General features: G+C 35.3%; 14 protein-coding genes. 3 read left to right on the forward strand and 11 right to left on the reverse strand.

Going from position 1 to position 22467, the window contains the following annotated elements:
• Positions 1–40: 40 nt before the first annotated feature.
• The 3 genes from ACFCYN_RS09725 to ACFCYN_RS09735 all read right to left on the reverse strand — a co-directional run bounded on the left by ACFCYN_RS09725 (position 41) and on the right by ACFCYN_RS09735 (position 3197).
• A complete protein-coding gene (locus tag ACFCYN_RS09725; RefSeq protein WP_375948984.1) occupies positions 41–904 on the reverse strand; it encodes a hemolysin family protein in 864 nt (287 codons plus the stop codon).
• A gap of 398 nt (positions 905–1302) precedes the next feature.
• The gene (locus ACFCYN_RS09730; protein WP_375948986.1) at positions 1303–2616 is read right to left on the reverse strand and encodes a hemolysin family protein; all 1314 of its coding nucleotides are present in this window, start codon (positions 2614–2616) and stop codon (positions 1303–1305) included.
• 164 nt (positions 2617–2780) lie between these two features.
• Positions 2781–3197 (reverse strand): MerR family transcriptional regulator, encoded by a 417-nt coding sequence (locus ACFCYN_RS09735; RefSeq protein ID WP_375948988.1) that lies wholly within the window; start codon positions 3195–3197, stop codon positions 2781–2783.
• A 304-nt stretch (positions 3198–3501) separates the two neighbouring features.
• Between ACFCYN_RS09735 and ACFCYN_RS09740 the strand changes: the two genes are divergently transcribed.
• The 3 genes from ACFCYN_RS09740 to ACFCYN_RS09750 all read left to right on the forward strand — a co-directional run bounded on the left by ACFCYN_RS09740 (position 3502) and on the right by ACFCYN_RS09750 (position 7313).
• Positions 3502–4434, forward strand: coding sequence for an aminoglycoside phosphotransferase family protein (locus ACFCYN_RS09740; protein WP_375948990.1), 933 nt, complete (start codon positions 3502–3504; stop codon positions 4432–4434).
• Positions 4435–5061: 627 nt separating this feature from the next.
• The gene (gene serC, locus ACFCYN_RS09745; RefSeq protein WP_375948992.1) at positions 5062–6156 is read left to right on the forward strand and encodes a 3-phosphoserine/phosphohydroxythreonine transaminase; all 1095 of its coding nucleotides are present in this window, start codon (positions 5062–5064) and stop codon (positions 6154–6156) included.
• Positions 6153–7313: a phosphoglycerate dehydrogenase gene (locus tag ACFCYN_RS09750; protein ID WP_375948994.1), complete on the forward strand. Its 1161-nt coding sequence runs from the start codon at positions 6153–6155 to the stop codon at positions 7311–7313. The genes serC and ACFCYN_RS09750 overlap by 4 nt, the downstream gene beginning before the upstream one ends.
• Before the next feature lie 46 nt (positions 7314–7359).
• Here the strand turns inward: ACFCYN_RS09750 and ACFCYN_RS09755 are convergent, their stop codons facing one another.
• The 8 genes from ACFCYN_RS09755 to ACFCYN_RS09790 form a co-directional block, all read right to left on the reverse strand.
• Positions 7360–8550 carry an acetyl-CoA C-acetyltransferase gene (locus tag ACFCYN_RS09755; RefSeq protein WP_375948996.1) on the reverse strand — a complete coding sequence of 397 codons (1191 nt, stop codon included), beginning with the start codon at positions 8548–8550 and terminating at the stop codon, positions 7360–7362.
• Between the two features lie 51 nt (positions 8551–8601).
• Positions 8602–10020, reverse strand: coding sequence for a sigma-54 interaction domain-containing protein (locus ACFCYN_RS09760; protein ID WP_375948998.1), 1419 nt, complete (start codon positions 10018–10020; stop codon positions 8602–8604).
• Positions 10021–10101: 81 nt separating this feature from the next.
• Positions 10102–10878, reverse strand: a complete 777-nt coding sequence (locus ACFCYN_RS09765; RefSeq protein WP_375949125.1) for a 3-hydroxybutyrate dehydrogenase — start codon at positions 10876–10878, stop codon at positions 10102–10104.
• Between the two features lie 30 nt (positions 10879–10908).
• Complete coding sequence (locus ACFCYN_RS09770) at positions 10909–11565, reverse strand: 3-oxoacid CoA-transferase subunit B (RefSeq protein ID WP_375949000.1); 657 nt, start codon at positions 11563–11565, stop codon at positions 10909–10911.
• A gap of 12 nt (positions 11566–11577) precedes the next feature.
• Positions 11578–12279 carry a CoA transferase subunit A gene (locus ACFCYN_RS09775; protein WP_172445712.1) on the reverse strand — a complete coding sequence of 234 codons (702 nt, stop codon included), beginning with the start codon at positions 12277–12279 and terminating at the stop codon, positions 11578–11580.
• Between the two features lie 42 nt (positions 12280–12321).
• The gene (locus ACFCYN_RS09780; RefSeq protein ID WP_375949002.1) at positions 12322–13752 is read right to left on the reverse strand and encodes a GntP family permease; all 1431 of its coding nucleotides are present in this window, start codon (positions 13750–13752) and stop codon (positions 12322–12324) included.
• Between the two features lie 361 nt (positions 13753–14113).
• Positions 14114–14989 carry an NAD-dependent epimerase/dehydratase family protein gene (locus ACFCYN_RS09785; RefSeq protein ID WP_375949004.1) on the reverse strand — a complete coding sequence of 292 codons (876 nt, stop codon included), beginning with the start codon at positions 14987–14989 and terminating at the stop codon, positions 14114–14116.
• 365 nt (positions 14990–15354) lie between these two features.
• Positions 15355–22284 carry an Ig-like domain-containing protein gene (locus ACFCYN_RS09790; RefSeq protein WP_375949006.1) on the reverse strand — a complete coding sequence of 2310 codons (6930 nt, stop codon included), beginning with the start codon at positions 22282–22284 and terminating at the stop codon, positions 15355–15357.
• Positions 22285–22467: the final 183 nt, after the last annotated feature.

Genomic DNA, 22467 nt, shown 5'->3' on the forward strand with positions numbered 1-22467 from the left:
TCTTGAACTTACAAACCTACGAAAAATAAAACTCGGTTCACTAAGAACCGAGTTTACTTTGTAAATTTGTATTATTTACTTTTACAATTACACTTTGAATTCTTCTATTTTGAACTTCTTGAATTGTGAAGGTTAAGTTTTTATATTGGAGTAATTCTCCATTTTGGGGAATATGTTTAAAACTTTCAAATAACCAGCCACCTAATGTTAAATATCGACTGGTAGGTTTTTTAATTTTAAACCTTTGAAAAAAACTGGATAATTCAATCGAGGCTTGGAATTGGTATTCATTGTCATTTATTTGGAAAAAATCATCATCTAAATCGTCAAACTCATCCCTTATTTCACCAACAAGTTCTTCGATTATATCTTCCATTGTCACTATTCCTGAAGTGCCTCCAAACTCATCAACTACAATAGCTAAATGTACGTTTTGTTTTTGAAGTATTTTTAATACCATTGAAATTTTCATTGTTTCCATCACAAATATTGGCTCTCTAATCAGTTCATTAATTTTAACAGTTTGATTTTGAATTAATTGAGTTAAAAATTCCTTTTCAGAAATAACTCCTACAATGTGATCGATATCTGGATCATATACTGGAATTCTCGAGTATCTCTCATGCAAAAATATTCCATACACTACATCTAAAGATTCATTCATGTCAATCGCAATAACATTTGTTCGAGGTGTTAATATGTCGCTTACTTTTTTTTCTTTAAATGTAATTGTTCTTAAAAATAATTCATCTTCGTACAAATTAGACTGTTCACCATCGTTGTTAATCAAAAAGCTCGGAGCGTGATTTTGAAGTTGAGCATTCTGATTATTACTACTAAAAAATAAGCGTTCGATTAAGTTAAAAAAATTCAATATTCCTTTACCCGAGGGAGCATCAGACAAGCACTTCACATCCCTAATTAAAGATTTTAAACATTAACTATCGACAATCCTTTACAAATATTTAATTTATATGTATTCAAAACAGGAAATTTTATGCAAAAAAAAGCCTCTTTCTTAAAATAAGAAGAGGGGGAAAAATGAGGTATTGTACGAAACGATTAAAAAATAAGCTGATTGAAATAGTTAAAATCCAACTATAACTAGAAGGTTCTCTCCTTGTAACTTAGAAAGAAATAGTACTTCTGTACAAATCAACTTTACAATCTTATTTTATACTAAATATAGACCAACGGGATTAGTAATATGTTAACGTTTTGTGAAACATTGTACAATGTACCTTAACTAAAAAAAGAAGGTATAAAGATTTAACTCTTTATCCTTCTTTTTTATTGATATTATTATTTTGCTGCTTCTATAAATTCATTTTTTTTTATTTCAACAAGTTTTACTTGATGTGAATCTAATTCAACAACTTTAAATTCAAAGTCCTCAAATATAATCGATTCACCTTGTTGAATATCGTGGTTTTGAGTTAAAATCCAGCCACCAATTGTGTCAACATCATCTTCTACTACGTATAGTCCGAATAAGTCATTAATTTCAGTGATTAACACTTTTCCGTCTACAATTTTATGAGAGTCTGATATATGTTGAACAGCAGGCTTTTCATCATCATCATATTCGTCACGAATTTCTCCAACAATCTCTTCAAGTATATCTTCCATTGTTAATAATCCAGCAGTTCCGCCATATTCATCATACAATATTGCAAGCGGAATACGTTTCTTTTGCATTAACAATAATAAATCGTGAATTGCGATCGTTTCAATTACCTGAATTACTGGTCGCGTGTAGTTAGCGAAATCATATGATTTTTCAACTTCACCATCAAGATAACGGATAAAAAAGTCTTTAACATTTACTATGCCTAAAATATCATCTTTATCCTCACCAAAAACCGGGTAACGTGTATATTTTTCATTTTTAATTATTTCAATTTGTTCTTCAATTGGGTCTTCCGCATATAAACCGATAATTTCAGTACGAGGGACCATAATTTCTTTTGCAAGTCGGTTATCGAACTCAAAAATATTATTTAAATATTTATACTCAGCTTGATTAATTTCTCCGCTTTCAAAGCTTTCTGATAAAATAATTCGTAATTCTTCCTCAGTATGAACTTCTTCTGATTCTGATGCTGGCTTAATACCAAATAATCCTGTAAAAAATCTTGCAGAACCATTTAATGCCCAAATAAATGGATAAGCTATTTTATAGAAAACAATAAGTGGAGTAGAAAGTATTAGTGTGATTGATTCAGCTTTTTGAATAGCAACCGTTTTTGGAGCAAGCTCACCAATTACTACATGAATGAATGTCACAAGAGTAAAAGCTAGGATAAACGAAATTGTTTTAGTTATCGCATCGTTTAATCCAAAATAATTTACCACTGGGTGCACTATATGCTCAAATGTTGGCTCACCTAAAACCCCTAATGCTAAAGCTGTGACCGTAATACCTAATTGACAAGCTGATAAATATTCATCCAAACTCGTCGTAACCTTTTTAGCAGCTACTGCACCTCGCTTTTTTTCAGCTACTAGTTGATCAATTCTACTTGATCTAACCTTCACGATCGCAAACTCTGCTGCGACGAAAAAAGCTGTAAGTGCGATTAATACTGCAATCATAAACAAGTTAACTATGTCCAATGACGAACTCGAGTTTTAATACTCGAGTATTCACCTCCTGAGATTTTCAATCTACAAAAATATAAAAATATTATTTTACTTACTTAATAGATTACCATAATTTAGTAAAACATACTTATTTTATAGCTTTAATAAATTGTTAAGTTTTAATATTAATTTAGTCATTATTTTACAAAATGCTTTAATGTTTGAAATAACGGTGATGTATGATGTGACAATGAATCTACTAAAGCATTTTTTTCACATTCATTCATACTCGAAATAACAGGTACTAACTGAGCTAATTTAGCTTCAAGCTCAATAATTTGATTTGATATTTGTTGAATTTGTTCAAAAACACAATTTTTTTGATTATAATTAGTTTGCAATAAATCTTTTATCTCTTCTAAGGATATTCTCATTTTCTTACAATGTTCAATAAATCTGAGAGTCTCAATTGCCTCTGTGGAATAATATCGATAATTTGATACAGATCGTTTTGCTTCTAGTAACCCTAATTTTGTATAATAATCAATTGTTCTTTTTGAAACTTGAGCTATTTCAGCTAACTCCCCAATGCGATACTCGATCCCAAGTGACAACCCTCCCCATTTTAAATAGTATTACTATTATATAATTTAGAAAGTATACAGTCAAACGTTACAGTTCGACGAAAAAAAGTATAAAAATACATATTATGATTGGTTTGTGAGTAATCTTTGTTGTTTTTTAAGAAAATTAGTTTGAGGTTTCCTCTGTGGGGTCTCAGGTTCCCCATATTTCCCATAAGAGTCAAGCATACTAAGTTGAACTAAACATATGAATACAACATTTATAAGGAACAAGATAAAAATACAGTGAATTGAAAGTATTTTCTAGTAATTTATAAAAATAGGAGGTGTAATTTTGAAATTAAATGATCGAATAATACTAAAAGTTCCATTTTTGCAGTCTGCTGTATCTATTTCGCAAGTAAAAAAAGGATTTTCATTTGAAGAGAAATGGAAGGTTAAAAATGATTTAGGTGAAGAGTTGTTTATCAAAATTTATGATTTTGATCGTACTAGTCATGTTAAATTGCTTAATACATATTTAGAGAACTTTTATGAAATTGGTTCAATTATTCCTAAACCGATTCATTTAATTGAGTTGAGTGAAGAAGCTCTCACAATACACGCTGTCGAGTCTGTTGATGGATTAGATGGTGAGGAATATTTACAAACGATCGCTAAGGAACAACAGTATCAATTAGGTTTACAATCTGGAAAGGAATTACTTAAAATTCATTCATTAACAAATCCAAGTCAAAATCAATCTTGGGAAGATATCCGACTTGCTAAATTCAATCGATATGTCGATTTACTGAAGGAATCTACTATTTCATTTCCGGGACTCGATTTTGTTCTGTCCTTTGTTGAGGAAAACAGACACTTATTAAAAAATCGTCCTATTACTTTTTTACATGATGATTTTCATCCAGCAAATTTACTTTTTAAAGATGGGCAACTAAAAGCGGTAATTGATTTTGATCGATTTGAATGGGGAGATCCTTATCATGATTTTCACAAAGTTGCTTTATTTACAAAAGATATAAGCCTTCCGTTTGCAATTGGGCAAATTGATGGATATTTCTCGAACAATCCCCCTGATGATTTTTGGACTTTGTATGCACTCTATGCTGCAATGATTATTCCATCAGATATTATTTGGTCTTATAAGAATACACCGCATTTAACTGATTCAATGTGGAAAAGGGTTCGAATGATTTTAGATGATCATAGGAATTTTAATATATCTATTCCAGGTTGGTACAACGAAAAGAGTAGCCTTCTTCGATAAGACTACTCTTTTCGTGTTGAAAAAATGAATTTATCAATTAATGTCCAACATGTTTTCATAATTATGCTTATTTACTTATGAATCTGTTATGAGTACGTATTTTCCATCATATTGCTCTTTTTTTAACTCATAGACCCTTTATGAGTTAAAAATTGAGATCATAAAAAAGAGTAGCCTTCATTAAAAAGCTACTCTTTGTTCATTCACGAGAGTCAAATAAACTAAGAAATACATCCGTAATCTTAGGATCAAATTGGATTCCTTTATTCCTTTTTATTTCTTTTAAGCATTCTTCTACGGGCATTCCTTTCCGATATGAGCGATTTGAGTTCATATCATCATTACTAACTGCTGCACTACCTCGAAAATGGTAGGGAAATAGTTCATAAAGTGGATTAAAACGATTTATTTTTTATTTAGCATTCATATATATTAACTATTTACTTCTTCCGTTCAATAGCGCTCCTTTCATCACACTTAAAATTAAACCTACTCAAACTGATCATTTCATATAAGACTTATAATTTTTGTGAAAATTTTGTGATTTTATTTCATTCTTTATTGACCAACGTATTACGGTAGTTTAAAGTTAGAATATTAAAAAAATAAGAAGTGAGGATGATTGTTATGGAACGTGTTTTTAATTTCTCTGCTGGTCCCTCTGTCTTACCGCTTCCAGTATTAGAAAAAGTACAAAAAGAGCTTGTTTCTTTTGGAAGTTCTGGAATGTCTGTTATGGAAATGAGTCATCGTTCTGCCGAATTTGAAGGAATTATTAAAAAATGTGAAAGCTTATTACGTGAAGTTTTAGAAATCCCAGCAAATTATAAAGTTTTATTTTTGCAAGGTGGAGCTTCGACTCAATTCTCAATGGTTCCACTTAACTTAATGAAAAAGTATAAAAAGGCTGCTTTTATCAATACGGGTTCTTGGTCTAAGAAAGCAATCTCAGAAGCAAAAAAATATGGTGAAGTTGAAGTGATCGGTTCTTCTGAGGCTAAAAATTTTTCATATATTCCTAATTTAGAAGCTTTAGATTTAAACGAACCATATGACTATGTACATATAACGTCGAATAACACAATTGAAGGGACAAAATACTCTACTTACCCTAATACAATTTCTCCACTAGTTGCAGATTTTTCTTCAAATATACTTTCCGAACCAATTGATGTCTCTAAATTCGGTTTAATCTATGCGGGTGCTCAAAAGAACATCGGCCCTGCAGGTTTAACGATTGTTATTATTCGAGATGATCTGATCGGTCATGCTGATAAAATTTGTCCAACAATGCTCGACTATAAAACACATGCGGAAGCATCTTCGCTTTATAACACACCACCCACATTCAGCATCTATGTAGCGATGTTAGTTTTAGAATGGATAAAAGAATCTGGCGGATTAAATAGTATTCATCAAAATAACCTGTTAAAAGCTCAATTATTATATGATTTTATCGATCAATCTGACTTGTTCTCTTCTCCAATTGAAAAAGAGAGCAGATCGCTTATGAATATTCCATTTACTTCGACTACTGATGAATTAAATAAACAATTTCTTGCTGAGGCAAATTCAGCTGGTTTTGTGAATCTTGAAGGTCATCGATCAGTAGGAGGTATGCGAGCTAGTATTTATAATGCGATGCCATTAGAAGGTGTAGAGAAATTAGTTCAGTTTATGAGTCGCTTTGAAAAGAAAATCGTAGAGGAGATAGTAAGATGATAAAAATACAAACATTGAATAATATTTCTGAGCATGGTATTAAAGAATTTCCTTTAGATCATTATACGATTAACAATAATTTAAATGAACCTGATGGAATTTTATTAAGAAGCCATAGTATGCATGAGATGAGCATTCCAAGTAGTGTAAAGGCAATCGCAAGGGCCGGAGCTGGCGTAAATAATATTCCAATAGATGAATGTACTTCAAGAGGAATTGTCGTATTTAATACGCCTGGTGCAAATGCAAATGCAGTTAAAGAACTCGTTTTGACAAGTTTATTTCTTTCTTCTCGCCGAATTATAGAAGGGATTGAATGGACTCGTTCTTTATTTGGTGAAGAAAATGTTTCCAAAATTGTAGAAGCTGGTAAAAAAGAATTTGCTGGAGCAGAAATCGCAGGTAAGAAATTAGGGATTATTGGTTTGGGAGCAATTGGCGCACTTGTAGCAAATGATGCTCTTGCATTAGATATGGAAGTATATGGTTATGACCCTTACATTTCTGTTGAAACAGCTTGGCGATTATCTAGAAATGTACAGCGAATTGATAATTTGGAGCAAATTTTTTCAACATGTGATTATATAACAATTCATGTTCCACTTACAGCTGAAACAAAAGAATTTGTAAATGAAAAGCTGTTATCAGTCGTAAAAAAAGGAGTTAAAATACTTAACTTTTCACGTTCTGAATTAGTGGAAGATACTGCGATCGAATATGCGCTAAATAATGGTACTGTAGGAGTTTATGTAACTGATTTCCCAAATGGAAAAGTAATCGGTATGAAAAATGTCATACCAATCCCTCATTTAGGAGCATCAACAGCTGAATCAGAAGAGAACTGTGCGCGTATGGCTGCAAAACAACTAAAAAATTACTTAGAAACAGGTAACATAAAGAATTCAGTTAACTTCCCAAATGTGGAATTACCTTATACAGGGAAGAAACGAATTACGATTGCACATAAAAATATTCCTAATATGGTCGGACAAATTACTGGATTACTCGCAAAATATCATGTAAACATCGCCGACATGCTAAACCGAAGTAAAGGTGCTTTTGCTTATACGATGATTGACCTTGATGATACATTCAATGAACCGGTCGAGCAATTATTAAAAGAAATTGAGGGCGTTATTTCGGTAAGAATCATCTAAATAGAAATAAAACGGTAGGAGCAAATTTTGCCCTACCGCTTTTTATTTATTCGAAGCAATTTTCAATAATTGTAGCAACACCTTCTCCGCCACCAATGCATAGTGTTGCTAGACCATATTGTGTTTCTCTTCTCTTCATCTCATGAATCAATGTAACTAGTATTCTAGTTCCACTCGCACCAATTGGATGACCTAATGCAATCGCTCCACCATTCACATTGACAATCGCGTCATCAAATCCGCATTCCTTCAACACAGAAAGCGATTGCACTGCAAATGCTTCGTTTGCTTCAATTAAGCCAATATCACTTAATTCGATTGATGATTTTTCAATTGCTTTTTTAGCTGCAAAGGCCGCTCCAATTCCCATAATACTAGGATCAACGCCTGCACTACTATTCGCATTAATTTTTACTAACGGTTTAATTCCAAGTTCTCTTGCTTTACTTTCACTCATCAATATAACAGCAGCTGCGCCATCATTTATTCCAGAAGCATTTGCCGCTGTAACTGTTCCATTTTTATCGAAAGCCGGTCTTAATGTTGAAATTTTCTCTACTGTCGCACCAAATTTAGGATACTCATCTTCTTTAAAAATGATTGGATCCTTCTTTCGTTGTGGTATTTCAATTGCAACAATTTCATCTTCAAATTTACCAGCCTTAATCGCCATTTCAGCTTTTTGTTGACTATTTACCGAAAACTCATCTTGCTTTTCTCTAGAAACTTCATAGCGAACCGCTAAGTTTTCAGCAGTGTTTCCCATGTGATAGTCATTAAATGCACACCAAAGTCCGTCTGCAATCATACTATCAACAATTTTCTGATTACCCATTCTATAGCCATCTCTTGCACCTTTTAGCAGATATGGAGCTTGACTCATGTTCTCCATACCTCCAGCAACGATAATATCAGCATCTCCTGCTAAAATCGCTTGAGTCGCCAAATGGACTGATTTTAAACCTGAACCACAAACTTTATTTATTGTCATTGCAGAGACAGTATTTGGTAGTCCCGCCTTTAAAGCTGACTGCCTTGCTGGATTTTGGCCTAAACCAGCCTGTAGGACATTTCCCATGATTACTTCATCAACCTGATTCTCTTGTAAACCCGCTCTATTAATCGCTTCTTTAATCACTTTAGCACCTAGTTCTACTGCACTTACATCTTTCAATGTACCACTAAAATTTCCAATTGCAGTTCTAACAGCGCTAACAATTACAACATTCTCACCCATTTTATTTCCCCCTTTTATTTTATCCTTTTGAACTAAACCACCTTTAACGAATTAATTTTTAATGTGATAAGCTTTACATTTTTCATAAAAAGTTGACTTGCTTATTTCTAATAATTTCGCAGCTTCAATCTTATTACCTTGAGATTCAACTAGCGCTCTTTTAATAGCATCCTTTTCGGTCTCTTCAACCATTTCTTTTAGCGATTTTATGGAAATTTGATTAATGAATTGGGATGTATTTTTTTCTACAGCAAATGTATTTTTTTGATTGATCGGATTATCGTATAAATAAAGAGGTAATTGCTTTGGTGTAATCACTTTACCATTTAGGACATTTATGCATCTCTCAAGTACATTTTCTAGTTCTCGAATATTTCCTGGCCAGTGATGTGACTTAAGAATTTGAAAAACTTCATTTGAAATTTGAATACCGTTTCTATGAAATTTCCTTTCGAGTTTTTTTATTAATGAATTTGCAATGAGAGGTAAATCATTTATCCGTGATCTAAGTGGAGGGATATCTATTTTAATTACATTTAAGCGGTAATACAAATCCTGACGAAATTCCTTTAAAACGACCATCTTTTCAAGATCTCGATGAGTAGCAGCAATCACTCGTACATCAATGGAGATTGGAGAACTTCCACCAACTCTTTCTATTTCTCTTTCCTGAAGTACTCTAAGTAATTTACTTTGCATATGCAATGACATATCACCAATCTCGTCTAAAAAAATCGTTCCTCGATTTGCTATCTCAAATTTCCCTTTTTTCCCACCTCTTTTTGCACCTGTAAATGCTCCTTCTTCATAACCAAAGAGCTCTGATTCTAGTAAATGCTCTGGAATTGAAGCACAGTTTACTCGTACAAACGGAAAATTCCTTCTTGGACTTGCATCGTGAATTGCATGTGCAAATAATTCTTTACCTGTACCTGATTCTCCAAAGAGTAAAATGGCTGATGAACTTGCAGATACTTGCCCTGCCAATTTTTTTGCAGCGTTGAAAACAGGAGTTTCACCAATTAATTGATTGAAGCTATATTTACTACTTAACTCTTTTTCAAATTTCTTTTTATAATAATTTAATTCCTCTACTATTGGTTCTACTTTTTTAGAATACTCAATCCACTCTTGTGCATTCCTAAACATAACTGTTCCAACTGCACCTACTAATTCATCCCCTACATAAAGTGGATATCGATTTGCTACCATCTCTGTGTTTTTGATTGGATGTATTTCAGCAACCTCTGCTTGACCAGTTTTAGCAACAATATGCATTCTTGAGTTTTCAATAACTTCATGGACAGCCATTCCAATCACTTCATCTGCAGAGCGTCCAACAAACTCACAATACGATTCATTCATATATAAAATTCTGCCATCACGATTAACTACGACAATCCATTCAGTTGCTAGATTAATAATCTCTTGTATCCATTCAAACGGAAGTCTTTCTAACATACTATTCATACGATACCTCACTTTAAAAGTAGGATACAGGTAAAGCGAAAAGCAGGAACACGTCCCTGCTCTTCCTACCTTTTTTGTGCCCTACTGCACTGTATATCCTGCATCTATTACATTTGCTTGTCCTGTGACCCCGCCAGTGTATTCACTAGCGTGAAATACTGCATAGTTTGCGATTTCTTTTACTGAAAGTAATCTTTTTTGAGGTACTAATGGATAAATTACTTCTTCAATTACACTTTCAAGTGGTACATTCCTTGATTTTGCTAAGTCAGCCAATTGGTTTTGAACTAGTGGTGTGTCAACATAACCTGGACAGATTGCATTAACTGTAATCCCATCACAAGCACCTTCTAATGCAGCCACTTTTGTTAAACCAATTACTCCATGCTTCGCTGAATTATAAGCTGCTTTACCGGCGAATCCTATTAATCCATTGATCGAAGCCATATTAATAATTCTGCCATACTTTTGCTTTTTCATGATCGGAAATACATGTTTGATGCTGATAAATGGTGCTGTTAACATAACCTTAACAAGTAATTCAAATTTTTCTGTAGGAAAATCTTCAATTGATGAAACGTATTGTAAACCTGCATTGTTTATTAAAATATGTAACTCACCAAATTGATTGATTACTTTATGAATTGTGTCAATTACTTGTTCTTCATTTGTAACATCACACGCATAACCGATCGCATTAAACCCTAATTCTCGTAATGAAGAAGCGGACTTTTGAACATTTCCTTCGTTTAAGTCGGTTAAAACAACTGTTGCTCCTTGCTCTGCAAAGGTTTTAGCAATTTCAAAGCCAATTCCACTACCAGCACCAGTTATTAGTGCAACCTTCTCAGAAAGCATTTGCTGCATTTGTTTGCCTCCTTTAAAAGACTAGTTCACATTATTTAGTAAGATTGGACTAATTGTGAATGTAGCTTCAGTCTTTTCAGTAATTTCTTGAATCGTTGCTTCTCCTACACACTCTACTAAAACCATGCCTTTGTTTGTAAAATCAAAAACTGCTAATTCAGTAATTAGTCTATGAACTACGCTTTTTCCAGTTAAAGGTAAAGTACAAGCTTTTTTCACTTTACTTTCACCATATTTATTAACATGCTCCATGACAACAACGATTTTCTTCGCACCATTTACTAAGTCCATCGCACCGCCCATACCTTTTACCATTTTCCCTGGGATCATCCAGTTTGCAAGATCACCAGTTTCAGAGACTTCCATACCACCTAAAATTGCTAAATCGATATGGCCTCCTCTAATCATTGCAAAAGATTCAGCACTATCAAAATAAGAAGCCCCTTTAGCAGCAGTTACTGTTTCTTTTCCTGCATTGATTAAATCAGCATCTATTTCAGCTTCTGTTGGATATGGTCCAATACCTAATAAACCATTTTCAGACTGTAGCATTACTTCAATACCTTCTGGAAGATAGTTTGCTAACAAAGTAGGAAGTCCAATTCCAAGGTTTACATACATGCCATCTTGAATTTCCTTAACCGCAGTTTGAATAATTAATTGACGAATATCTTTCATGTTATTAGCCTCCTATACTCCTGTAGTCATTCTACGTTCAATGCGTTTTTCGTATGTTTCGCCATGGAAAACATGTTGTACATAAATGCTCGGTGTATGAATTGCATCTGCATCAAGTTCTCCAACTTCTACAAGCTCTTCAACTTCGGCAATTGTAATTTTTCCAGCCATCGCTGCAAGTGGATTAAAGTTACGAGCAGTTTTTCTAAACACTAGATTTCCTTGCTTATCAGCTTTCCAAGCTTTAACAAATGCAAAGTCACCTACGATTCCCTCTTCTAATAAATATGTTCTTCCGTTAAAAACTTTATGTTCTTTTCCTTCTGCAATTGGAGTTCCTACGCCTGTAGCTGTGTAGAATCCTGGGATTCCAGCGCCACCTGCACGAATACGCTCTGCTAAAGTCCCTTGAGGAACTAGTTCTACTTCAAGTTCTCCACTTAAGAACTGTTTTTCAAAAATTTTATTTTCTCCAACATATGAAGAAACCATTTTTTTAATTTGTTTATTTGCTAGTAATAGCCCAAGTCCCCAATCGTCAACTCCACAGTTGTTACTTACGATTGTTAAATCCTTTGTCCCTTTATCTCGTAATGCTAAAATCATTTTTTCAGGAATACCGCAAAGTCCAAAGCCACCGACAATAATCGTAGCTCCATCATGAATTTGTGAAACAACCTCTTCTACTGAAGTAATTACCTTATTCTTGCCCATTATTTTGCTCCCTTCAAAAGTAAGATTAGTAGTTTAACATTCTTAAACAAGTCCTGTAAGTTTAAATACTGCAATGATTAAGAATACTGCAACTGTTTTAATGATTGTTATTGCAAAAATATCTTTATATGACTGGCGATGTGTTAAACCAGTTACAGCTAATAATGTAATGACTGCACCGTTATGTGGCAAAGTATCCATACCACCTGATGCCATCGAAATAACCCGATGCATAACTTCTGGCGGAATATTATATTTGTTAATTGCTTCGATATACTTTTCAGACATTGCACTGAGTGCAATACCCATACCGCCTGATGCAGAACCCGTTATACCTGCTAATGTTGTAGTCGTCACTGCCCCATTTACTAATGGATCTGAGAATGTATGAGAAATTCCTTTACTGACTAATCCAAAACCTGGTAATGCAGAGATTACTCCACCAAAACCATACTCAGCACCAGTATTCATAGACGCAAGTAGTGCTCCGCCAATGCTTATATTAATGCCTGATTTTAAATTTGTTCGAATATTTTTGTAGCCATAAATCATCGCTGAAAGGATCCCAATAACGAGGGCACATTCTACTGACCAAATACCAACAACTGCAGTAATATCAACAACCCCAAAAGCTTCTAAACCAATCGATTTAAAATCAAATCCATTTGGATACCATTTTGGGAAAGAAACAACGAAAAATTTATTTGAAAATCCAACTAATAATAGTGGAACGAACGCTAAAATTTGTTTTAAAACTGGTGTAGGAGTATTTATATTTAATGAAGGAACTTCTGTTTGAGTTTCTTGTGTAGCAGCTAATTCCCCATTAAATCCTAAATAACCTTCCCCTGCTTTTTCTGCTTTCCTACGTCTTGATTCTAAGTACCAAAGACCGACTGCAAGTACAAAAACAGCAGCTAAAATCCCTAAAAATGGTGCCGCATAAATATCCGTTTTAAAAAATGTAGTCGGGATAACATTTTGAATTTGCGGTGTACCAGGCAATGCATCCATCGTAAACGTAAATGCGCCAAGGGCAATTGTTCCAGGAATCAATCGCTTTGGAATATTGCCTTCACGGAATAAGTTTGCAGCAAATGGATAAATTGCAAATACGACAACAAACAAGCTTACTCCACTATATGTTAAAATTGCACCCATTAATACAATCGCTAAAATTGCTCTTTTTGCTCCTACTAATTGAATAATTGTTTTTGCGATTGATTCAGCAATTCCAGACATTTCAACGATTTTACCAAAAATTGCTCCAAGTAAAAATACAGGGAAATATAACTTTATAAAGCCAACCATTTTTTCCATAAAAATATTACTAAAGAATGGTAGAACATAACTTGGCTCAGTTAAAAGTACTGCAAATAAAGCACAAATTGGGGCAAATAAAATAACAGAAAACCCACGATAAGCTACAAACATTAAAAGTCCTAATGCTAATAAAATAATGATGATTTCCATAATAACCTCCTTGTTATCTTTTCGAATTGGCGCTTCATTGACAACGCTTTCATTCAAACTAGTGAACTAGTTTAAATGCCACTATTTACTGAATTTTGCTCCTTTCAAACAGAATGTTCTTCTGCTTTTATACAAGCAAATAGTGTGCCAAGTTATTATTGGATTTTACTAAGACCGTATTTAATATTTTTAGGACTTAATCTACTCTACATTTATTTATTTTATAAAACTATTAATATTAGCTCAATTTATAATTTTCTAATAATTTTAAATGGAGTTTTTCCGAAGTTTCGGAATTTCACTCCAATAAAATTCCGAAAACCTGGAAATTCCAGAAATTCGGAATTTTTTTTTGAACATTCTATAATGAACTAAACTGATGAATTAAACTCTTCATCCAATCATGTACTTCTAAAAATTGAAAACCTTCTTTTCTAGCTTTCTCGTTACTCAAAGACTGATCACTATATGCATCAAATGGCGACTGATGTTCACTCGGACCATTAGAGCTGATAATAGCCTTTTTTCCAGTTTCCTTTTCACATATATTTACAATCTCTTTAAATGTAATACTACCATTAGAGCTCGCATTAAAAGGACCACTTTTAATCGATTCATTTTCACCTAACCAAAGTAAAAACTCAGCGGTTTCATCAGAATCGATAAAGGTCATCTCTTTGTTTAAATCAGAAATTATCATTTCTTCATTATTAGATATTTTATTAACGTGGAAAAGCAATCTCTTAGTATAATCATCAGGTCCTAATACGACTGGAAATCTAGCTGCAAACACTGGAAAACTTGCTTCCTGAAATAAAACAGCTTCACAAAGGCGTTTCCCTTCCGCATAAGAATATTCATTCTCTTTGTTATACACAACTGGATAATTAAAAGGATCAAAGTCACTTTCCACATGATTTAAGCCAGTATCATAGACTGCTAATGAAGAAGTAAAAATATATTTTTTAACATGCTTTGTTAGTAGTTTAATAATTTCTTTCGCTTCAATTGGAGTATAACAAATATTATCATAAACAAGATCCCAATTATGATTACTTAAACTTGTTAAAGTCTCAGGATTTCGTCGGTCGATTACAAAGCGATTAACTTGATCACCGAAGCTATCTTCCGTAATTCCCCTTGTCGCGATTGAAACGTCATACCCTTTTTCGATTAATTTATGAACAAGTCGTTTTCCGAAAAATCTTGTACCACCTAGCACTAAAACTTTTTTCATTTTTTGAACCCCCAAAGAAAAAATACACATACTAACAATTCGCCATAAAATAACAAAATACCTTCTAATAAAGGAAACTTCTTTTACCGAATTAAGTTTTCTATCTGGCTGGTTTTGTAATTTTGCCATATTCAATCAAAAAGAGAATTTTCAATAGCTCAATTTAGATTGTTCAATTCCTGAATTGAAATCGTCCATGTCTTTAATACACCTTTAAAAGAAAAAATAGTGAAGGCTTCTTCAATTTTACTCAAGGAAGCCTTCACTATTACTATAATGTTGTTTTATTCTAATCTAAAATAAAGTAAGCATAGTTTTGTAATAGGAAGGGGACTATGAATTTTCAATCCCCTTTTTAAATTGTCTTACTTTACAGTAACCTGACGTGATACTGTCCCGCTCTTATTACCAGCTTTATCAACTGCATAAATCGTAATTGTTACTTTACCAGCTTTTTGTTTTGGTAATTTCGCAGCAAATGAACCATTACTAGATGCATTTACATTCGCAACAACCTTCGTACCGATTGAAATAACAATTTTCGCATTTGCTTCTGCTTTACCGTTTACTTGAATACCTGTCGAACTTACAGATACACTTGAAATCTCTGGTTTATTCGGAGCTGTGCGGTCTAATACAGTTGTTTTCGATGCAACACTTTCATTTCCAGCTGCATCTTTAGCTGTTACATAAAGAACTGTTCCTGCTTTTTGCTTATTTAATGAAATTTTATATGTTCCATTTGAAGCTACTTTTCCTGTTCCAATTACTTTTGTACCATTCTTGATCGTAATTGTAGCGTTTGCTTCTGCTTTACCAGTTAAAACTACATCGTTGTCATCAATAGCATTAATAACTGGTGCTGTAGGTGCTGTTCTGTCTAATACTGTTGTATTAGAAGCCCCACTTACGTTTCCAGATCCATCAGTAGCTGTTACAGTTAAAGTTGTTCCTGCTTTTAGTTTACCTACTTGGATTTGGTAAGAGCCGTTTGCATCTGCTTTTCCTGAACCGATTACATTGTTACCAACTTTTACTGTAATTGTTGCATTTGCTTCTGCTTTACCAGTTAATGTCGCATCTTTATCACTAATTGCATTTACCACTGGTACTGCAGGTGCTGTTTTGTCCAGTACTACAACATCGAAAACATTACCTTCATTTCCAGCTTGATCTTTTGCAGTTACTGAAAGGATTGTTCCTACTGCTTGTTTTCCTACTTGAACTACAAAATAGCCGTTTGAATATGCTTTACCTGTTCCAATTACTTTATCTCCATTTTTTACGATAACTGTTGCGCCTGCTTCTGTACTACCTGTTAATTCCGTATCATTATCACTGAATGAATGAATGACAAGTGTAGCAGGAGCTGTTTTGTCTAATACAGTTGTATTAGCATCTTCACTCACATTTCCAGCTGAATCTTTAGCAGTTACTGTTAGAATTGTTCCCGCTGTTTGTTTACCTACTTGAATTTCAAATAATCCGTTTGCATCTGCTTTTCCAGATCCAATTTCGCTATTACCATTTTTTATTGTAATTGTTGCATTTGCTTCTGTTTTTCCAGTTAGTACTGTTTCATTATCACCAATAGGATTAATGATAATAGAATTTGGTGCTGTTTTGTCTAATACTGTTGTATTAGAAGCTGCACTTTCATTTCCTGCTGAATCTTTAGCAGTTACTGTTAAAATTGTACCTGCTGTTTGTTTACCTATTTGAATTTCATAAACTCCGTTTGCATCTGCTTTTCCAGTTCCAATTTCCCTGTTACCATTTTTTACTGTAATTGTTGCGTTTGCTTCTGTTTTACCTGTTAATACTGTTTCGCTATCTGCAATTGGATTAATAGTTGGTGCACTTGGAGCTGTTTTATCTAAAACCTTAACAGTTGTTGGTGTGCTCACGTTTCCTGAAGCGTCAGACACCGTTACTGATAATTCAGTACCTCCAGCAAGCGGGCTAATTTCAATATAGAATTTGCCTGCTTTGTTTGCGTCCTCTATACCGATTACTTTTCCATCTGCTTTCACGGTAACCGTTCCATAGCCTTCTACTGTTCCTGAAATTTGCGTATCATGGTCAGTAACTGTATTCACAATCGGTGCAAGTGGGGCAGTTAAGTCAGTAACAGAAACCGTTACTTCCTTGCTTGAGTTTCCTGCTGCGTCCGTTGAACTTACATATAGCGTTGTACCTGCTTTTTGCGGAGCAATCGTAACGGAATAGTTTCCATTTCCATCCGCTTTTGCACTTCCAAGTACGCCATCATTATTTCGTACAACTACATTTGAATTTGCTTCAGCTTTACCTGTAACGGTCTTATTGCTATCTCCTACTTTGTCAACAACTGGTGCATCTGGTGCCACGTTGTCGCTCACTGTAATTGATGTTACTGGGCTGACTTTGTTGTCATCATTCGTTGCTGTAATACTTAATACTGTTCCAACTGTTTGCTTACTGATGGATAAGCTGAAATCGCCAGCCTCATTTGTTTTACCAACTGCAACGACATTCTCACCGTTCTTCACAGTGATTGTGATGTTTGGATCTGCTTTACCTGTGATAACATTGTCCCCGTTACCTAATCCTTTGACAACTGGTGCGTTTGGAACTGGCACCACTTTTGTAGTCAAACTTACAACGTTTGATACACCAGCGTTTAAGCCACCTGTAATCGATACTCGGAATTGATAATTCGTGTTTTCATTTAAACCAGTTACGGTTACTTTGCCATCCGTCACAGACAATGTACCGTCCGTTGTTGCCGTTTGCCAGCTTGATCCATTATTTGAAGACTGCTGGATTTTAATTGCTGTTGCATCCACTGCTGGGTTCCAAGTTAATGTAGCTTTGTGTGCACTACTATCCACGTTTTTGAATGTATTTACGCTTGATGCGATGCCAAGTACGTTAAAGTAGTCAGTTGCATATTTTCCATCTACCATTTCTTTTGGTGTAATCGTCGCATCGAAATTGGTTTTGTACAGGTTACCGACAAGGTAGTTCATATCGGTGCTATCCACCACACCGTCTTGGTTCAAGTCTTCCGGATTGAAAGCCGGACCTGCTTTTTTCACGCTGTATTTCTTTGCTAGAGCTTTTACGTCGAGAACATCAATCACGCCGTCTCCGTTTAGATCACCGGCTGGACCATTCGGTTGCCTAGATACAGCTCCGATATAGCCGCTATACGAACCGACATCGTCGCCCCATGGAGTCTGTGTATTCATTGTGATGGTCTGAACGCTCTTTAAGTGCCCTGGTGCTTCGATGATTACTTTAAATGGGTCTTTTGAAATCGGAATGTTTAAGATATTGACATACCCTTTCGAAGTAATCGTTCCTGGGTACTTAGAACCATCCGAAAGTAGTGCATATGCTTTTGCATTTAGTGTTATATAGTCCATCGTTACGTTGTTCGCAAAAGCTTGAAGCCTAACAAAAGATTGAACTGAATTATGCGTCGGAAGAACTTGGAAGTTGTTCACTCGACTAAGCGCTGTAATGTTTGTCGGCTGCGTTTGACCATACTGCATCATGCTGAAGTTGGTCATTACATCATCCTCAACCATATTTCCATATAAAATGTTAGCCGGCCCTTGCGGATCATCGTTCTTCACTTTTAAGGTTACTTTCAAAAATGGCATCTTATCGCCGCTGAATCCTTTGAAATCTTCTCCGCCGCTTAAATGAGCGCCCACATTGATCATTGTTTTAGCTCCATAAAGAGGGTCAGCCGTTGCAACAGGCGTATCCACATTTACCTTCACGCCATGATCATCTGCCCATTTTTGGAATTCAGGCGCTACCGTCACCCCTTGCAAATCGTATACATCTTTCCAGTACGTTGCATTATATGTCCCTGACATCATTTGCTGAACATTGTGAAGATTCAGTGTCATCGTGACTGTATCATTCAGAGTCACTTTTTGTTTGTCATACGTCGGCACCATATACGGTGTGCCTTTTTTAACAAATGCATACTGATGGAAATCATTTACTATTTCCGCGTTCCCTGCTACATCATTAGGGAAAAGTGTTACGACTGCCGGACCGTTTTCAATGTCCGATTTTTCAATCCCAAATTTCGTATCCCCATTTGCATCTGTTGGGAATGCTGCATCCGGATCGTCAATGCGATTATAGTAATAGAACAAGGTGTTATTCGATTGGGTGATGCCTAGAGGAGCCAACTGAGCGGTTCCTTCATCGTATAAGTTAGCATGAACCCAAAACGCATGATAGGTATTACCTTCTTGTTTTTCATCCGTAAAATCTGAATCACTCAGCTCGTACACGCCTGGAGCATGGTCTTTATAAGTCAATTTCGGCAATTGGTTGTCCACTATAAATGGCATCGACTTCTCATACGTTTTCGCATACATATTTGTCGTATCAGTTGCGCGGATTTTAATCGTGTACTGACCTTCTGGCAATGATGCTTTTGTGAACTGGCTTGTCAATTCTTTCGACGGATCTCCGATAAATGGATAGTAGTTACTTGCATCAAAAGTAGGCATAACTAAAAACTGGTCCGTTGGTGCTGTACTTGCACTAATTGGCGATGGATATGTAGCTCCAAGTGCGTTGCCGTTTTTATCATAAATTACCGCCCAGACATATGTCATCGGGCTGTTTAATGAGAAGCCGATATTCCTTGCACTGCCAAGATTAAAAAATGAAGGGATGACCGGCTTTCTAGTAGTGGCCGCATTGTCGTCCATCATCAAGTTGCTGATTCCTTTTTCCACCGAACGAACAGCCAATGGCATACGATACGTTTCACTTGGATCATCATGGTTTACAATGTTCAAATATCCTTCGTATCGACCATAATCTGCATTACTTGGTACGTTCACGGTTGCTGTAAAGCTTGTTGTTTCTCCTGCTTTTACTGTTACTGATGGTGAACTTGTTGTCACTGTAATGCCGTTTTTAGTTGCATCACTTACTGATGCATTTGGTTTAATAAAAGTTGCAGATATATCAAACGTTTTGTTAGAGTTTCCTCTATTTTTTACTTTCACTGTTCGATTACTCGTATTGACCGCACCGTCTTTTCTATACACTGCGCCAAACGTTAATGAACCTTTTTCGTAATTCATGTTCACAGTATTACCACTACTATCAATGTTTGAAGTTGTGTCTTGTGATTTAAAGCTCACGTCACGTTTTACTGCTTTCACTACATTGACTAAACCAGCACCTTGTTCATATACAGAGTAATCTCCGTCTAGATTTCCAGAAGTGTTCGACAACGCTGCTTTTACGTCAGCTGGTGTGTAGTCTGGGTGTGCTTGTAAGATTAGCGCAGCAATTCCTGCGACATGTGGCGCAGCCATCGATGTACCTGATATACGAGCGTACGCGTTACTATAGTCTACTTTGTCTGGGCTATGAACGAAATATGGATAAGTTGAGTACACTGATACACCTGGTGCAACAACATCTGGTTTAATATCATATGTCGAAGCGACTGGTCCCCTAGAACTAAAGCTTGCCAAGTGGTTTCCTTGGGTATTCGTTGAACTTACATTCGCAAAAGTGATTGTTTTTGTGCCTGCACTACGTAAACGTTCACCATCAGCTTTAGTCATACGGAATGTTGGTATAAACCCATCATCACTTGCTAAGTAACTATCAATGTCTCCATCAATATTGTTACTCATTATTGCTGCAACCGCACCTGCTTTCGCTGCGTTTGTTATTTTTTCAGCTAACGTGATTGAACCTCGTGTAATAAGTGCAACTTTTCCGGTTAAATCGATTGGATTACCGTTCGCATCTTTAAAATCAGCTGCTTGTGCTAAACCAACATCAACGAATTGATAAGTTTTATTCTCAAGATCTGATAAATGATCGTTATAACCTTTTCCAAGTAACTTGAAGTTAGTAAATGTTTCATTCCCTACTTTTGCTGATGTAGTCGGGATACTTACCGGGAAATCACTTGCTCCAACCGTAATTGCAAGCGCTGATGCACCTGGCGTACCTAATGTGCCTTCACCCGGACCTGAGTTCCCTGCTGAAATTACACATGTTACACCAGCAAGAGTTGCGTTATTAATTGCCACAGCTTCTGCTGATAAAGGATCATTACTTGGTGCCCCAAGAGATAAGTTGATAACTTTCATACCATCTTGTAAAGCTTTGTCAATCCCACCAATAATCGCATCTTGAGACCCTGAACCGTAAGGACCAAGTACACGATAATTATACAAGTTTACACCTGGTGCAACACCTTGTGCTGGTAACTCTATATTATTTTTCGATTGAGCTGCAATCGTACCTGAAACGTGTGTACCGTGGAACGTATAATACGGTTCTCCACCATCACCTTCAGGTTTGCCAGCTTTTACCCAATCTTCAACTGTTGTTTCCATTGGATCAGCATCGTTGTCAACAAAATCCCATCCTTTAACTGTTGTTGGATCGATTTTGCTAGCATCTTCTCCACTTTTTGCACGGTAGCCTTTATATACGTCTGTTAAATCTGGATGATTGTAGTCAATCCCTGTATCAATTACCCCTACATTGATTCCTTTTCCAGTAGTACCTTCTTTATGCAAATCTTCAATACCTGGTAATGGAATGTAATTTTCTGGTAAATTATTCTCACCTTGTTCACTTTGCGCAGAAGCTTTCAGTTCACTTGGGTCAAGCTTTACTATGTCATCGTTTAAAACACGACTTACTACACCAGAATCAAATAATTTCTCAACTAAGTTACCTGGTAATGTCATTGCCACCCCGTTTAATGCATGTGTGTATTCACGCGTAATTTGAACGGTAGCATCCCCAACTTTGTCTGTTGTTTCATTAGATACTTCATTTGGTGCGATGCTTAATGAAGATACTGCATTTACTGAATTTGTTTTACTTGCACTATTATTTAACTCGTTTACAAATGACTTGAATGTAGCTTGTGACGAGTTAACTGCGCTATTTTCTGCGCTTAGTGTCGTTTTTTCACCAGCCACTTGTTTTTGTAGGACACTTATTTTTGCTGGATCCTGTGTAAATTCGACAATAACCTTAACCGGTTTTGAGCTTTTCGTATCAATCTTTGGCGAAATCTTTACTTCGCTTTCTGTTGATATTTTCTTTAATGCGTTGATTTGATCAGCTGTTAAGTTAGGCGTCGTTGTGTTTTGTGTAACTGAGCCCACTACCGTTTTTTGTGTGCTGACATTTGGTGCGGCAGCCAATACATTAAACGGAATCAGCGACGTCACAACAAGTGCACTGATTGACGTTTTCGCTAAATTTACTTTGAAGTTTCTTTTACGCAAATTTTTCTCCCCCATTTTTATAATCTTTTGACAATTTTCTTTCTTTTTTTTATTTTAACGCTAGAAAACGACATCGTAAATTGGGGGAATATCATCAATTCAACTATAAAAAAGTCAGAAAATAAGTCCTATTTATAGCACTAATTACGATTAACCTAAATAAAACTATATTTTCCGCTAATT

The organism is Gottfriedia sp. NPDC056225 (assembly GCF_042267765.1).
Taxonomy (GTDB): Bacteria; Bacillota; Bacilli; order Bacillales; family Bacillaceae_G; genus Gottfriedia.

What these genes read in the sequence shown, in the direction of transcription:
- ACFCYN_RS09785 (WP_375949004.1), bottom strand. Translation starts at nt 14,989, where the DNA reads ATGAAAAAAGTTTTAGTGCTAGGTGGTACAAGATTTTTCGGAAAACGA.
- ACFCYN_RS09770 (WP_375949000.1), bottom strand. Translation starts at nt 11,565, where the DNA reads ATGAAAGATATTCGTCAATTAATTATTCAAACTGCGGTTAAGGAAATT.
- ACFCYN_RS09765 (WP_375949125.1), bottom strand. Translation starts at nt 10,878, where the DNA reads ATGCTTTCTGAGAAGGTTGCACTAATAACTGGTGCTGGTAGTGGAATT.
- ACFCYN_RS09755 (WP_375948996.1), bottom strand. Translation starts at nt 8,550, where the DNA reads ATGGGTGAGAATGTTGTAATTGTTAGCGCTGTTAGAACTGCAATTGGA.
- ACFCYN_RS09780 (WP_375949002.1), bottom strand. Translation starts at nt 13,752, where the DNA reads ATGGAAATCATCATTATTTTATTAGCATTAGGACTTTTAATGTTTGTA.
- ACFCYN_RS09750 (WP_375948994.1), top strand. Translation starts at nt 6,153, where the DNA reads ATGATAAAAATACAAACATTGAATAATATTTCTGAGCATGGTATTAAA.
- serC (WP_375948992.1), top strand. Translation starts at nt 5,062, where the DNA reads ATGGAACGTGTTTTTAATTTCTCTGCTGGTCCCTCTGTCTTACCGCTT.
- ACFCYN_RS09760 (WP_375948998.1), bottom strand. Translation starts at nt 10,020, where the DNA reads ATGAATAGTATGTTAGAAAGACTTCCGTTTGAATGGATACAAGAGATT.
- ACFCYN_RS09775 (WP_172445712.1), bottom strand. Translation starts at nt 12,279, where the DNA reads ATGGGCAAGAATAAGGTAATTACTTCAGTAGAAGAGGTTGTTTCACAA.